The 13714-nt window shown below is 66.7% G+C and carries 9 protein-coding genes and 1 tRNA gene; 7 read left to right on the top strand and 3 right to left on the bottom strand.

The window, feature by feature from the left end:
• Nucleotides 1-38 precede the first annotated feature (38 nt).
• The 7 genes from pstC to FL344_RS15370 all read left to right on the top strand — a co-directional run bounded on the left by pstC (nucleotide 39) and on the right by FL344_RS15370 (nucleotide 6642).
• Nucleotides 39-1019 (top strand): phosphate ABC transporter permease subunit PstC, encoded by a 981-nt coding sequence (pstC, locus tag FL344_RS15400; protein WP_228565075.1) that lies wholly within the window; start codon nucleotides 39-41, stop codon nucleotides 1017-1019.
• Nucleotides 1016-1927, top strand: coding sequence for a phosphate ABC transporter permease PstA (pstA, locus tag FL344_RS15395; RefSeq protein ID WP_141590824.1), 912 nt, complete (start codon nucleotides 1016-1018; stop codon nucleotides 1925-1927). Before pstC ends, pstA begins: the two co-directional genes overlap by 4 nt.
• A gap of 46 nt (nucleotides 1928-1973) precedes the next feature.
• A complete protein-coding gene (gene pstB, locus FL344_RS15390; RefSeq protein ID WP_222595301.1) occupies nucleotides 1974-2717 on the top strand; it encodes a phosphate ABC transporter ATP-binding protein PstB in 744 nt (247 codons plus the stop codon).
• A 25-nt stretch (nucleotides 2718-2742) separates the two neighbouring features.
• Nucleotides 2743-3429: a phosphate signaling complex protein PhoU gene (gene phoU / locus FL344_RS15385; protein WP_141590822.1), complete on the top strand. Its 687-nt coding sequence runs from the start codon at nucleotides 2743-2745 to the stop codon at nucleotides 3427-3429.
• Between the two features lie 143 nt (nucleotides 3430-3572).
• On the top strand, nucleotides 3573-4781 hold the full coding sequence (locus FL344_RS15380) for a ceramide glucosyltransferase (RefSeq protein WP_141619071.1): 1209 nt from the start codon (nucleotides 3573-3575) through the stop codon (nucleotides 4779-4781).
• A gap of 52 nt (nucleotides 4782-4833) precedes the next feature.
• A complete protein-coding gene (locus FL344_RS15375; RefSeq protein ID WP_141590817.1) occupies nucleotides 4834-5280 on the top strand; it encodes a response regulator in 447 nt (148 codons plus the stop codon).
• A gap of 78 nt (nucleotides 5281-5358) precedes the next feature.
• Nucleotides 5359-6642, top strand: coding sequence for a hemolysin family protein (locus FL344_RS15370; RefSeq protein WP_141619070.1), 1284 nt, complete (start codon nucleotides 5359-5361; stop codon nucleotides 6640-6642).
• Between the two features lie 58 nt (nucleotides 6643-6700).
• On the opposite strand, the gene FL344_RS15365 is transcribed toward FL344_RS15370, so the two are convergent.
• From FL344_RS15365 to FL344_RS15355, 3 genes are all read right to left on the bottom strand, one after another.
• The gene (locus FL344_RS15365) at nucleotides 6701-7927 is read right to left on the bottom strand and encodes a fibronectin type III domain-containing protein (protein ID WP_141619069.1); all 1227 of its coding nucleotides are present in this window, start codon (nucleotides 7925-7927) and stop codon (nucleotides 6701-6703) included.
• A 945-nt stretch (nucleotides 7928-8872) separates the two neighbouring features.
• A tRNA-Arg gene (locus tag FL344_RS15360) sits at nucleotides 8873-8946 on the bottom strand.
• A gap of 123 nt (nucleotides 8947-9069) precedes the next feature.
• Nucleotides 9070-13425 carry an Ig-like domain-containing protein gene (locus FL344_RS15355; RefSeq protein WP_141619068.1) on the bottom strand — a complete coding sequence of 1452 codons (4356 nt, stop codon included), beginning with the start codon at nucleotides 13423-13425 and terminating at the stop codon, nucleotides 9070-9072.
• Nucleotides 13426-13714: the final 289 nt, after the last annotated feature.

The following is a 13714-nucleotide window of genomic DNA, read 5'->3' as shown; positions in this document are numbered from 1 at the left end:
ACAAGAGGCGCTGAATCCCTATGGATAGACAGGCGACCATGGAGCAAGGTCTCACGCGGGTCGTGGCCGCGCCGCGCCTGTCCGCGGCGGCGCGGAGGCGTCAACTGCGGGAGAAGGCCGTCGCGGGCTTCATCACCCTGATGGCGTTCACGGGCATCGCCGCGCTCATCCTCATCATCGTCTTCGTGGCCAAGGAGGCGCTGACGCTCTTCACCGACGCGGACGCCCGCCACGAAGCCAGCCTCGCCAAGATGTTCCTGCCGCAGGAGGGCCGCTACCCGTTCCGGTGGCAGCCCGTGTCGGACACGCCCAAGGTCAGCATGATTCCGCTGTTCGTGGGCACGCTGAAAATCACCCTGGTCTCCATGCTGGTGGCGGTGCCCATGGGCGTCTTCAGCGCGCTCTTCGTCGCGGAGTTCGCCCCGCGCCGCCTGCGCGAACTGCTCAAGCCCGTCATCGAACTGCTGGCCGGCATCCCCTCGGTGGTGCTGGGCTTCTTCGCGCTGATGGTGCTGTCCCCGATGGTGAAGGACCTGTTCCACCTGGATCGGCCGCTCAACGGCACGCTTGCGGGGCTGGCGCTGGCGCTGGCCATCGTCCCGGTCATCTTCACCGTGTCCGAGGACGCGCTCACCGCGGTGCCCCGCAGCTACCGCGAGGCCTCGCTGGCGCTGGGCGCCACGCTCTGGGAGACGGCGTGGAAGGTGGTGCTGCCCGCGGCGGCCCCCGGCATCCTCGCCGCGTGCGTGCTGGGCTTCGGCCGGGCCATTGGCGAGACGATGATTGTCCTCATGGCGTCAGGCAACGCGGACATCGTGTCCTGGAACCTGGGGGACTCGGCGCGCTCGCTGTCGGCCACCATCGCGGCGGAGATGGGTGAAGTGGTGGTGGGCAGCCCGCACTACTCCCTGCTCTTCTTCATCGGCGTGGAGCTGTTCATCTTCACTTTCGTCCTCAACATGGTCGCCTCCACGTGGACGAAGAAGGTCCTCCAGCGGCTGACCGGGAGCGCCTCGTGAAGTACACCACGCGCCGGGCGGTGGGGCTGGGCCTCACCGGACTGACGGCCCTCGCGGCCTTCTTCATCGTGGGCATGCTGGCCCTCATCCTGCTGGACGTCGCGCGCAACGGCGCCCGTCACCTCTCCTGGACCTTCCTCACCCAGCCCCCCAGCGACGGCATGATGGGCGGCGGCATCTTCCCCGCCATCTTCGGCACCGCCGCGCTCACGCTCCTGATGACGCTGGCGGTGATGCCGGTGGGCGTGCTCACCGCCGTGTACCTCCACGAGTACGCGCCGCCGGAGTCACGCTTCGCCCGCTGGGTGCGCGTGGCGGTGGTCAACCTCGCGGGCGTGCCCTCCATCGTCTTCGGCCTCTTCGGGCTCGGCTTCTTCATCCTCTTCGTCGGCGGCAACCTGGACCGGATGCTGGGCTACGAGGAGATGCACTGGGCCCAGCCGGGCATCCTCTGGGCCTCGCTGACGCTAGCGGTGCTGACGCTGCCGGTGGTCATCGTCTCCACGGAGGAGGCGCTGCGCGCGGTGCCGCTGGAGCAGCGCACCGCCAGCCTGGCCCTGGGCGCCACCCAGTCGCAGACACTGGCGCGGGTGGTGTTGCCCGGCGCCCTGCCCGGCATCCTCACCGGCGCGGTGCTGGCCATCTCCCGCGGCGCGGGCGAAGTCGCCCCCATCCTCTTCACCGGCGCCGCCTACTTCCTGCCGGACCTGCCCACGCACCTGGACTCCCAGTTCATGCACCTGGGCTACCACACGTATGTCATGGCCACCCAGTCACCGAACGTGACGGAGGCCAGCGGTCCACTGTATGCGACGGTGCTGGTGCTGCTGGCGCTCACCTTCGCCCTCAACCTCGTCGCGGTCATCATCCGGACGCGCACGCGCCGCAAGGCCGCCAGCGCCCACTGACGGTACGCCTGCCATGTCCCTCCAACCCCAGAATCCCCGAGCGAAGATGGAAGCGCGGGAGCTCACCCTGCGCTACGGCCCCAAGACGGCCATCCACAAGGTGTCCCTGGCCATCCTCGACCGGCGGGTGACGGCGCTCATCGGCCCCTCCGGCTGCGGGAAGTCCACCTTCCTGCGCTCGCTCAACCGGATGAACGACCTCATCTCCGGCACCACGCATTCGGGCACCATCCTGCTGGACGGCATGGACATCCATGACCGCGGCGTGGACGTGGTGGACCTGCGCCGGCGCGTGGGCATGGTCTTCCAGAAGTCCAACCCCTTCCCCAAGAGCATCTTCGAGAACGTGGCCTACGGCCTGCGCGTGGGCGGGATGAAGGACAAGGCGGAGCTGGCCACGCGCGTGGAGAAGTCCCTGCGCGGCGCCGCGCTCTGGGACGAGGTGAAGGACCGGCTGGACGAAAGCGCCCTGGGCCTGTCCGGCGGCCAGCAGCAGCGTCTGTGCATCGCCCGGGCGATGGCGGTGGAGCCGGAGGTGCTGCTGATGGACGAGCCCGCCAGCGCGCTGGACCCCATCGCCACCGCGAAAATCGAGGAGCTCATCCACGAGCTCAAGTCGACGTACACCATCGCCATCGTCACCCACAACATGCAGCAGGCCGCGCGCGTCAGCGACCGCACCGCTTTCTTCTACATGGGCGAGCTGGTGGAATGCGGCCCCACCGAGCAGATCTTCACCAACCCGCGAGAGAAGCGCACCGAGGACTACGTCACCGGCAAGTTCGGGTGAGCGGAAGAAAAAGGGGACCGGACACATGCCGTCGACGCATACGGACAAGGCCTTCGAGGCGGACCTGAGGGATTTGCGGGAGAAGCTGCTCGCCATGGGCGCGAAGGTGGAGACCCTCATCGTCCAGAGCATGAAGGCGCTCACCGACCGCGACAGCACCCTGGCCGAGAAGGTCGTCGCCGCCGACAAGGACGTCAACCGGCTGGAGGTGGACATCGACGAGCTGTGCCGGAAGATTCTGGCGCTGCGCCAGCCCGCCGCCAGCGACTTGCGCCTCATCACCACGGCGCTGAAGATCGTCACCGACCTGGAGCGCATCGGCGACCTGGCGGTGAACATCGCCGAGCGCTCCATGGACCTGAACCAGGCCCCCCCGCTGGCGCCCTACGTGGACACGCCCCGGCTGGCGGAGCTGGCCCAGCGGCAGGTCCGCATGTCGCTGGACGCCTTCGTCTCCGGCGACGTCGCCAAGGCGGAGGAGGTGCTCCGGGGCGACGACTTGCTGGATGCCCTCTTCCTCAAAATCTTCAACGAGCTCCTCGCCTACATGATGGAGGACTCGCGCAACATCCGCCGCGCCACGGCGCTGATGTTCATCGCAAAGCACCTGGAGCGCATTGGCGACCACGCGCTGAACGTGGCGGAGATGGTCGTCTACATGGTGCGCGGCAAGGACATCCGCCACCCGCAGAGCCGCAACCTGGCGGAGTAACCCGCGGGCGCGGGCTTCACCGCCCTGTCACCGCGAATTGCCCGGCCCGCCCCGGGCGCTTCGCGGGGCTGACGTGGAGGGCCTCTAGCGTGGCAACCGTGGTCGCGCCATGACGGCGCACCGGCCCCGGGGATTGCCCGCGAATGTTGCTCGCCTCCACCGTCCTGCTGCTTGCCGCCTGCCTCGGATTGTTCGTCCTCACCGTCCAGTTCGCACTCGTGCTGCGCCACCGGCGCGAGCCGTCCCCCTCCGCGCGACCGGGCACGCCCCGCCCGGGCATCTCCATCCTCAAGCCGCTGTGCGGCGTGGATGACGACCTGGAAGCCAACCTGGCGCGGTTCGCGAGGCTGGACTACGCGGGCGCGTACGAGGTGGTGCTCGGCGTCAAGGATGCCAGGGACCCGGCCTTCGCCATCGCCCGCGCGGCGGTCGCCCGCTGGCCCCACGTCATGCGCCTGGAGGTCCAGGAGGGCGAACCGGGCCGCAACCCGAAGGTGAACCAGCTCATCACCCTGGCGGACCGGGCGCGCTACGACGTGCTGGTCATCAGCGACAGCAACACGCGGGTGGCGCCGGGATACCTGGAGGAGATTGCCCAGGCCTTCGAGGACCCGGAGGTGGGCTGTGTCACCCACCCGGTGGCGGGCATGGGCGAGCGCACCTTCGGCTCGCTCCTGGACAACCTGCACCTGGGCGCCAGCGCGGCGGCGGGGATGATTGCCGCCAAGCGGCTGGCTGGCCAGGACATCGTGGTGGGCAAGTCCATGGCGCTGCGCCGCGAGGACGTGGACGCGCTGGGGGGCTTCTTCTCCGTGAAGGACGTGCTGGCGGAGGACTACGTCATCGGCCAGTGGGTGACGCGGAAGCTGGGCCGGCGCGTGGTGATGGCGCACACGCCCGTGTTCAACGTGTCGCTGCGCAAGAGCGTCCTGTCCTTCTTCCAGCGCTATCTGCGCTGGAGCGTGATTCACCGGACCGCGGTGTCCCCGGGCACGTACCTGGCCCAGGCCCTGCTGAACCCCACGCCGCTGGCCCTGCTGGGCGCGATGCTGGCCCCCTCCTCCGACACCGCGGCGCTCTGCCTGGGCGTGGCCCTGGGCAAGGTCGCGGTGGACCTCTCCACCGTGCGCGCCCTGCGTCCGCAGGCCCTGTCGTGGGACGCGGTGCCCGCCGTCTTCGCCAAGGACGCCCTGCTCTTCGCGGCCTGGAGCTACGCGCTCTTCTCCCGCACCGTGAACTGGCGCGGCACCCGGCTGCGCGTGGGCCGGGGCACCCGGCTGATGCCGGTGCGCACGGCGGGAATGACGCCCGAGCCCGCGCTGCCCCAGGGCGACCGCATCCTCGCGGGCTGAGCCAACGAAGCGCCCTTCCAGGGCCTGCCTGCCCGAATGCTGGACGGGCACCATGTCACCGCTCGCGGAGAATGATGGCGCCCTTCAGCAGCGTTCATCTCAAGTCGGGGGAGGACGATTGGCGCGACTGGCAACGGATTACGGCGCAAGAAGGGTCTTGGTCGTCGATGACGACGCGGACTGGAGGGAATTCCTCCGGCTCAGCCTGGAGGACCTTGGCTACGAAACGACCGAGGCCTCGGATGGGCAGGAGGCACTGGAGGCGCTGAGGCGTGGCGGACGCTACGGGGTGATGCTGCTGGACCTCAACATGCCGGGCATGTCCGGGCTGGAGGTCGTGGAGCATCTGCCACGCGGGCCGCATCCCCGCATCGTCTTCCTGACGTCCGCGGCGGCGCAGGATGTAGGCAGTGCCCTGCTCTCGGGGCCACACTACTACCTTCCAAAAGGTGCGAGCCGCGACCAATTGTCGCTCCTCTTGCAGTCACTTGGTGAGTGAGCAGCCCGCCTCCGGCGTATAGGGTAGAGGGCCCCTGAGAGGAGGGCCATTATCGTCACCGAGCTTCTCATCATCCTGTTGCTGGTCCTGGCCAACGGCATCTTCGCCGGTGCGGAGCTGGCCATCATCTCTGTCCGCCGGACGCGGCTGCGGGAACTGATTGAAGAAGGCAGCACCTCCGCGAAAGCAGTGGAGGCCCTGCGCGGCAACCCTGAGCGCTTCCTGGCCACGGTGCAGATTGGCATCACCGTCATCGGCGCCACGGCGGCCGCGTTCGGTGGCGCGAGCATCGCCACGCGTCTGGGTGACTTCCTCACGGGACTGGGAGTGCCCGAGCAGCAAGCGGACGAAGTCGCCCTGGCGGGCGTGGTGGCCTTCGTCTCCTACCTCTCGCTGGTGCTGGGCGAGCTGGTGCCCAAGTCGCTCGCGCTGCGTGCCGGCGAGCGCTACGCGCTGCTCATCGGCCGGCCTCTGCGCGGCCTGGCGTGGCTGATGCAACCGGTGGTGTGGTTCCTCACCGCCAGTTCCAACGTGGTGCTGCGCCTGTTCGGCGACCGGACGAACTTCACCGAAGGCCGCCTGTCCGCGGAGGAGCTCCAGCAGTTGGTGGAGGAGGCGGCGAAGCAGGGCACGTTGGATCCACACGCCGGCGAAATTGCATCACGCGCCTTCGAGATGGGCGACGTGACGGTGGGCGAGCTGTCGGTGGCCCGGGACGAGATGGTGGCCCTGCGGCGGCACTCCAGTCCGGAAGAAATTCGCCGCGTCCTGCTGGAGGGCGGCCACTCGCGCATGCCGGTGTACGAGGGCACGCTGGACAACATCGTCGGCTACGTCATCGCCAAGGACCTGCTGGGGGTGGCCTGGGAGGGCAACCTCATCATCCTGGAGGACGTGATGCGTCCGCCCTTCTTCGTCGTGGAGACGATGCGGGCCATGGACGCGCTCAAGGAACTGCAGAAGCGGCGCATGCAATTGGCGGTGGTGGTGGACGAGCGCGGCGGTGTGGTGGGGCTCGTCACCGTGGAGGACCTCGTGGAGGAGCTGGTGGGCGACATCCTCAGCGAGTCCGAAGTGCCGGAGGAGTACGTCAAGCGCGAGGGGCCGAACACCGCCCTGGTGCTCGGCACCGCGAGCATCCGCGACGTCAACCGGGAGCTGTCCCTGGACCTGGACGAGGACCAGGACTACGCCACGGTGGCCGGCCTGTGCATCGCCCTGTCCGGTGGCGCCATCCCCGAGCCGGGCACCAAGGTCCAGACGGAGGGAGGACTCGTGCTGGAGGTGGTGGCGTCCTCTCCCCGCCGTGTGGACACCGTGCGCTTCCACCTGCCCCCGCCCGAGGAGCCGGCGGAGGCGTGAAGCCTGGCACCCAGCCTTTGGCTCAGGAGGCCAAAGGCGTGGGAGGTGCGGCGCGGCCTCAGGGACGCAGCGAGTCAAAGTAGCAGTAGAGCTCCACGGAATCTCCAGCCCCAAACGCACTCCGGGCGACGAGATAGAACCGCATGGGGTTCCCTTCGCGAGGAATCTCCGGGAGGACGTAGCGCAGCTCGGTGGTGAACCACGCGGTGTAATTGCCGCCGAGCAACGTCTCGATACGGTAGTCCACCACCGGGTGCCCATAGTCGAACTCGGGCGGCGTCCAGGCGAAGGTGATGTTCCCGTCCGAGGTATCGCAGGTGGCATTGCGCGGCGCTGACGGACGTCGGGATGGCATGCTCACGATGCGCTCCGAGACGGTACCCCACCCCGCCTCGTTCTGGGCGACGACCGTGAAGTGATAGGTCGTCGCGTTGAGCAACCCCGTCACGTTCAACGTCAATTCGGTCGTCTCCACGGTCCGCAGGACCTCGTCGTTCAGGTACACCGTCACCAGATAGCCGGTGATGGGGCGGCCTCCCGTGTCCTCGGCGGTCCAGCGCAAGAACACGCGCTCCGTGTACGGATTGGCCGTCAGCGTGGGAGCCCCTGGCGTCGTGAAGGGTGTGGCAGAGACGGAAATCCCAGCCCCCTTCGCATGTCCGTTGTCGGCGACGACAGTGAACGTGTACGCCGTCCCGTTCGACAACGAGACCAGCGTGGCCTGCGTCTCCGTGACGGTGACGGTCACCGGCTCGGCCTCAGCCCCCGCATCCTCGGCCTGCACGGTGATGACGTAGCCAGTCAGGGCCATGCCCTTGCTATCGGCGGCCTCCCACGTCAGCACGACCTCCTGGTTCCCAGGCACAGCCACCAGGTTGCTCACCGCGCCGGGCGTCACGTGCGGCGTGACGAGGGCCGTGCGCGTGGACGCAGCACCACGGCCCCGGTCGTTCACCGCGAGCACGCTGAACGTGTAGGCCGTGCCGTTGGTCAGGTCAGGGATGAGTGCCTGGGTCGCGGACGCCGGCAAGGTCACGACCCGGACCTCGGTCTCCCCGGAGAAGACATGCACCGCATATTCGAGAATCGCGCTGCCACCGTCGTTCGCGGGCGCCGCCCACGTCACCGTGACCTGTGAGTCCCCCGCCACCGCCGCCACCTGGGTCGGCGCCTGGGGGACTGTCACCTGCGGTCCCTGGGGAGGCGGGTCATCCGAACCGCCACATCCCATCCCTCCAAACAGCCCCAGCAGCACCGCGGCCAAAAACCGGATTCGTCCGTTCATCACGACAGTCCTCCCCCATCACTGGGAAACGCAGGCCTACAGCATCACGCCCGCCTCCGGGAAGAGAGGCGGCATGGACCCTGCCCTTCGGAAGGAAGTGCTCGCACAGCCCTGGCGCAGGACAACCGCCCACCTGAACAAGCCCATGGGAAGAGCGGGCACTCAGCCCTTACAAACGCTCAGAACTCTGGAGATTCGGAACCAGGGACCATCCAGCCGAATCTCGTCGCGACATCCCGGCCGCGCGAAAGACAAGACGCGTTGACCTCGGTGCGCGCGCACGCGTCCACGCGCCCCTGGCCCCATTCGAATCATCCAAGCTGGCCCGAATGAAGTTCCCCAGGTCTTCTGCGTGCCGCGGTTGAAAACCGTCACGTCCGCGTCGGACCAGGTGAATACCTCTCCCCAATTGAAGCTGATCTGCCCCCGTTCTTCGGACCATGCGTTACGAGAGTCCTGCGGCGATGCCTTTGCCCATCACAACTGCGCAATTGCAGCCATGGGCGCGGGCATGGAGCCCGTCTTGTCGGAGAAGAGCCCCGCGCACGAAGAGCGGGCGGCATTGTTTCAGCGCCTCCTGCCAAGCACGCTCGAATCCGTGCAGTTGGCTCACGTGCTCTTCTCCAGGCTCGAGAGTACCGGGCAGCAACTGGCACGCCGACAGACTGCTGGGCGCGCCCATCACCATCGGGCTGCCCGGCGTCGCCGCTGAGCATCGCTCGTTCGGGCGCCCTGCGGCCCACGCCTGACGTCAAGCCAGCCCCACTCTGAGGTGGCCAGCCTCGGCCTCGGGTAGCGCCCCATACGGGCCTCCCCAGCCGGATGCCACGTCGGGCCAGGTCCAGAAGGTGGCGCGGAGCGCCTCTACAGCGAACACCCGCCGGAAAAGCGAAGGGCCTGGAATCAGCGGGGAAATTCCCCAATGATTCCAGGCCCTTCTACCAGCGCGCGATGCAGGATTCGAACCTGCGGCCTTTGGCTCCGGAGGCCAACGCTCTATCCAGCTGAGCTAATCGCGCAACCGCCTCTCGGCTGAAGCGGGGCCACAAGTAGCCGAAGTCCCCGGCCGAAGCAAGCACGCAATCCCACAACGGACGCCAGAAGACATCCCATCCCAGCGGGGTGGGATGAGGCCCGCCTGCTCACACGCGCCGCCGCCTGGCGGCCATCAGGACCCATCCTGCCCAGCCCAGGAGCATCAAGGGGACATGCCCTTCGCCACCCGCGGCACAGCTCAATCCGCCGCCTCGCGAGCTCACCCGACGGATGATGTTGATGGACGGATCCACCGTGAACGAGGATGCCTGCGACTCGGGGCCCATGTTCTGGGCCGCATCGCGCGCCAGCGCGCTGACCGTGTGGGGCCCTTCGCTGATGGCCGTGGTGAGGGTCAGACGCCACAGCCCGGATGGCTCCACGGGCGCGACACCGCGCTCGACGCCGTCAATGAAGAGCACCACCTGACTCCCCGGTTCTGCGCTGCCCTGGAAGGTCGGCGTCAGAGAACCCACGACCCCCTCAGGGGCCGGCGCGGTGATTTCCGGCGCCAACGGGGGCGTCATGTCCACCCTCCAGACATAGACTTCCGGTGTGGTGTCCACGTTGGTCGCTTCATCACGGGCCCGGACCGCCAAGCGGTGCTCACCTTCGGCCAGCTCGTTTACCGGATACGGCGAGGAGCAGTCCGCGAAGGGGGCACCATCCAGGCTGCACTCGAACCAGATGGGCGCTTCGTTGGACTCGAAGCGGAAGTCGGCTTGCTGGGCATTGGTGTCGACCACCGGCTTCTCGACGATGCTGGTGCTCGGCTCCACCGTGTCCACGCGCCAGGTATGGGTGCCGACCTCGTCCGCCACATTACCAGCCCGGTCGATGGCACGAACGGCGAACAGATGCGTCGCATCCCCTACCGAAACAGCGTACGGCGAGGTGCAGGCACTGAAGTCCGAGCCATTCAGGCTGCACGCGAAAGTCGACCCCTCCTCATTGGACGCGAACTCGAACGTCGCCTGGGGCTGATTCGTCAAGCCATGAGGCTTCACGGTAAGCGTCGTCACCGGTTTGATCGCATCGATAATGAAGAACCGGCTCGTCGTGGGGCCAACGTTTCCTGCCCGGTCCTTGAAAGAGAAAAGCAACGTGTGCTCGCCGTCAGGCAGGGCCACCGGGTGAGTGAAGCTCCAGACCGAGCCGGCGCCCTCGATGACCACCGAGTGCACGAGCTGCGTGCCACGATAAACGTCGACGGTGCCCGCCTTGAGGGAGTCATCATTTGGAACCAATCCCTGGAAGAAGGGAGAGCGTTCCTTGATGTACATGCCATCTGCGGCAGGGCTCGTGATGTTCGGCACCCCAGGCGGGGTCAAATCGACGGTCCAAGTGAACAAGTCGGGCGACAGGTCCCGGAACTCCCCCTCCGCCGCAAAGACACTCAAGGTGTGCGATCCCTCCGACATGTTATTAAACATCCTCTCGGGGTTCGCCGAAGTAGCGCAATTCTGTTCAAGCACTCCGTCCAACTCACATGTGTAGACGACATTGGACAGGTTCGAGGAAAACTTGAACCGCGCAGTCGTCTCCTGGGTGAACTCGCCCAACATGACAGCCTCAATGAACGTCATGACTTCCCCCACCGCGACGGACCACGAGTGCGCAGCCGGAATCAAGTCACGATTTCCCGCCGCATCAATGGCCCGGACGAGAAACTGATGTTCCCCCTCGCTGATGAGCGGGTATTGGTCATTGGGCAATCCATAAGGACTGACGCACGAGAAGTAGTCGCTCCCATCATAACTGCATTCAAATTGGACGCCGGGCTCCACCGAAGAGAACTCGAACGTCGCGACCAGCTTGTTCGTCAAGATGGCAGGCTTTGAGTCAATCTGCGTCTCCGGCGGCGTCCGGTCCACCGTCCAACCGTGGTGGCGAGGATCGTTGTCCACGTTCCCCGCGGCGTCTCTCGCACGTACCCACAACCTGTAGTCACCGTCTTGCAATGGCGGCGTCAGGTAGGAGTACGCACAATCCACCCAAAGTGGGCTCACCTCCGCGGGCGCCTCGGGAACAGGTGGTGGTGACGAATCCAGGACACACTGGTAGCCCACCACGTCTTCCGCAGCAGAAGAGAAGGTGAAGAGCGCCTGGTGGGCGTTGCTCAACGTGCCCACCGTGGTGTTCAAGATCGTATCGGGGCGAATCTTGTCCTTCCGCCACGAATGAGTGGCGGGCGTCGGGTCCACGTTGCCCGCCGCGTCGCGGGCTCTCACCAGGAACGTGAATGCCGCGTCGTCGCCTGGCGTCGGGAAGGAGTCCCCGCTCTCACACTCATCGAAGTCCACCCCGTTCAGGCTGCACTCGAAGTCACTCGCGTCACCCACCGGCTCCGACTGGAACGTGAAGACCACCGAGTCCGCGTTGTTCACCGCCGCTGGCAGCGTCCCTGTCAGCCGAGTGTCCGGCTGCGTCAGGTCCACCGTCCAGGTGTGGTGGCGAGGATTGTTGTCCACGTTCCCCGCCACATCCTTGGCCCTCGTCCAGAGCGTATAGGTACCGTCGGTCAGTACTCGCGTCAGGTAGGACGCCGCGCAGTCCTGCCACTGCGGGCTGCCCTCCGCGGGCGCCTGAGTCGTCGCAGATTCGTCCAGGACGCACTGGAACGTCACAGGACTCTCGTTCGAGTCGAACTCGAAGCCCGCTCGAGGCGCGTTGCTCAACGTGCCCACGGAAGCAGTCAACGTCGTGGTGGGGCGAATCTTGTCCTTCCACCACGAATGAGTGGCGGGCGTCGGGTCCACGTTGCCCGCCGCGTCACGGGCTCTCACCAGGAACGTGAATGCCGCGTCGTCGCCTGGCGTCGGGAAGGAGTCCCCGCTCTCACACTCATCGAAGTCCACCCCGTTCAGGCTGCACTCGAAGTCACTCGCGTCACCCACCGGCTCCGACTGGAACGTGAAGACCACCGAGTCCGCGTTGTTCACCGCCGCTGGCAGCGTCCCTGTCAGCCGAGTGTCCGGCTGCGTCAGGTCCACCGTCCAGGTGTGGTGGCGAGGATTGTTGTCCACGTTCCCCGCCACATCCTTGGCCCTCGCCCAGAGCGTATAGGTACCGTCGGTCAGTACTCGCGTCAGGTAGGACGCCGCGCAGTCCTGCCACTGCGGGCTGCCCTCCGCGGGCGCCTGAGTCGTCGCAGATTCGTCCAGGACGCACTGGAACGTCACAGGACTCTCGTTCGAGTCGAACTCGAAGCCCGCTCGAGGCGCGTTGCTCAACGTGCCCACGGAAGCAGTCAACGTCGTGGTGGGGCGAATCTTGTCCTTCCGCCACGAATGAGTGGCGGGCGTCGGGTCCACGTTGCCCGCCGCGTCACGGGCTCTCACCAGGAACGTGAATGCCGCGTCGTCGCCTGGCGTCGGGAAGGAGTCCCCGCTCTCACACTCATCGAAGTCCACCCCGTTCAGGCTGCACTCGAAGTCACTCGCGTCACCCACCGGCTCCGACTGGAACGTGAAGACCACCGAGTCCGCGTTGTTCACCGCCGCTGGCAGCGTCCCTGTCAGCCGCGTGTCCGGCTGCGTCAGGTCCACCCTCCAAGGATGCCCCGGAGGCGCGTCGTCGACGTTGCCCGCTTCGTCCTTGGCGCGAACCCACAGCGAATTGGTGCTGCCATCGCCCCGCGCGGACGTGAAGTATGGATTGCTGCACGGTGCCCACCGGTTGTCGCTCTCAGCGGGGCGATCCAACTCTTGTGGTGAAGCCAGGATGCACTCATACGTGACGGGGGACTCGTCTGATTCGAACCGGAACAGCGCGACCGCCTCGTTGAAGTCCGAGCGAGGCGTCCCCCCCGTGGCAAACCACGTGTTGGGCCGAGACAGGTCGACCCGCCAGACATGCCGAGCGGGCGTCGTATCGACGTTCTGCGCCGCATCCTTTGCCCGAACCCAGAACGTGTAGGACTCGCCACCCGCCAAGGAGGCCGCCGTATGGCTCCCCGCCGCAGAACACGAACCATCCTGCCACTCCGGTGAATTCACCGCGGGTGGTGTGGCCACAGTGCCTTCCTGAAGGATGCACTGGAAGGTCACGCCCGAGGTCTCATTCGACGCGAACTGGAAGGTCACCGTCGAGAAACGGGATGGAGACGCGGGAATACCATTCGCCGTGAAATGCGTGTCAGGCGCGGTGGTATCAACAGTGTAGATTACCGGGTTGCTCTCCTCCCCTTGAATCCCCTGGGCTTCCGTGACGGCCACCAGCGTCGTGTTGCCGGTTCGCAACGCCCGGCTGAGCGTCACAGCGAACGATGCAGCACCTGCCGTCGTACCGACGGCGGCACGGCCATACTCCGGGCCTGTCACTCGACCAGCAACCAACTCGTAGATCACCACTTCGGTCCCTGGCACGCCCGTTCCCGTGAGCGTGGGCAAGGGATTGTTCGTCGTCACATCCGTGGCGGGAACAATCTCTGGCTCGCCCGGTGCGGCCAGTGCTGAATGCATGAGCGTGGCAATGCCCGTATGGGGAAACGCATTGTTCGCGGGTGTGGCATCAAAGCGGCTACCATCGACCGCGTTGCCCGCGACGCCGTTCGCCACGTTGACCGACACCGCGCACGCATTCGCACTCGTTGCCTGAACCAGAATTCTGCCGCCACCACCACCGCCACCAGGGCCGCGCAAAGCTGAATCGGCGTCGTTCGTGTCGCCGCCAGCGCCACCGCCGGCGTTGAGGTAGTTGGCCGCTCCGCATGCGACTTGCGCGACCGTCCGGACATAGATGGTGCCACCC

The organism is Myxococcus sp. AB036A, assembly GCF_006547355.1.
GTDB lineage: Bacteria > Myxococcota > Myxococcia > Myxococcales > Myxococcaceae > Myxococcus > Myxococcus virescens.
The sequence above is the reverse complement of the archived record's forward strand: the minus strand, read 5'-3'. Positions and strand labels throughout refer to the sequence as shown.

What these genes read in the sequence shown, in the direction of transcription:
- phoU (WP_141590822.1), top strand. Translation starts at nt 2,743, where the DNA reads ATGCCGTCGACGCATACGGACAAGGCCTTCGAGGCGGACCTGAGGGAT.
- pstC (WP_228565075.1), top strand. Translation starts at nt 39, where the DNA reads ATGGAGCAAGGTCTCACGCGGGTCGTGGCCGCGCCGCGCCTGTCCGCG.
- FL344_RS15365 (WP_141619069.1), bottom strand. Translation starts at nt 7,927, where the DNA reads ATGAACGGACGAATCCGGTTTTTGGCCGCGGTGCTGCTGGGGCTGTTT.
- FL344_RS15375 (WP_141590817.1), top strand. Translation starts at nt 4,834, where the DNA reads ATGTCACCGCTCGCGGAGAATGATGGCGCCCTTCAGCAGCGTTCATCT.
- pstB (WP_222595301.1), top strand. Translation starts at nt 1,974, where the DNA reads ATGGAAGCGCGGGAGCTCACCCTGCGCTACGGCCCCAAGACGGCCATC.
- FL344_RS15355 (WP_141619068.1), bottom strand. Translation starts at nt 13,425, where the DNA reads ATGCATTCAGCACTGGCCGCACCGGGCGAGCCAGAGATTGTTCCCGCC.
- FL344_RS15380 (WP_141619071.1), top strand. Translation starts at nt 3,573, where the DNA reads ATGTTGCTCGCCTCCACCGTCCTGCTGCTTGCCGCCTGCCTCGGATTG.